Origin of the sequence: Curtobacterium sp. MCBA15_013 (assembly GCF_001865095.1) — a bacterium.
In the GTDB taxonomy this organism is placed as follows: Bacteria; Actinomycetota; Actinomycetes; order Actinomycetales; family Microbacteriaceae; genus Curtobacterium.
Genome location: NZ_MJGQ01000031.1, coordinates 7,238 through 7,826, shown reverse-complemented (window position 1 = coordinate 7,826; position 589 = coordinate 7,238). Strand labels below are relative to the sequence as shown.

1 protein-coding gene and 1 pseudogene are annotated in these 589 nt (G+C 74.2%); both read right to left on the bottom strand.

Annotation, left to right across the window (positions count from 1 at the left end):
• On the bottom strand, nt 1–347 hold a 347-nt coding region (locus BIV01_RS12885; protein WP_175473721.1), incomplete at its 3' end, for a GNAT family N-acetyltransferase.
• Between the two features lie 2 nt (nt 348–349).
• Nucleotides 350–589 (bottom strand): annotated as a pseudogene (locus BIV01_RS12880) (tryptophan--tRNA ligase); the annotation flags it as partial.

The following is a 589-nucleotide window of genomic DNA, read 5'->3' as shown; positions in this document are numbered from 1 at the left end:
GCCCAGTCGAGCACGAGGCTCACGGCGTCGTGCATCAGTCCGGCGCCGCGTGCGGAGGGTGCGAGCCAGAAGCCGAGGTCCCGCCGCGCCGTGCGGTACCCGATGATCCCCTCGAGCCAGGTGGACCCCGTCCGACGGATCGCCCAGGTGTACTCGCGGTCGGAGGCCCACCCCGGACCGACGAGCGCGTCGACGAAGGTCGTGGCGTCCCGGGCGGTGTACGGCGTGGGGATCGTCGTCCAGCGCACGATGTCCGGGTCCTGGCAGGCCTCGGTGATCGCCGTCGCGTCCGCCCTGGTGGGCACGTCGAGGTGCACCCGGGCGGACGACAGCGTGACGGGGCGCACGGTCAGCGCCGGGTGCGGGGCACGAAGCCGATGCGCTCGTAGACCTTCGCGAGGGTCTCGGCGGCGATCGACTCGGCACGCTCGGCGCCGACGGCGAGGAGCCGGTCGAGCTCGGCCGGGTCGTCGAGCAGCTCGAGCGTGCGGGCGCGCACGGGCTCGAGCTCGGCCACGACGGCGTCGGCGACCTCGCCCTTCAGGTCCCCGTAGCCCTTGCCCTGGAACGACTCCTCGAGCGCGGCGAC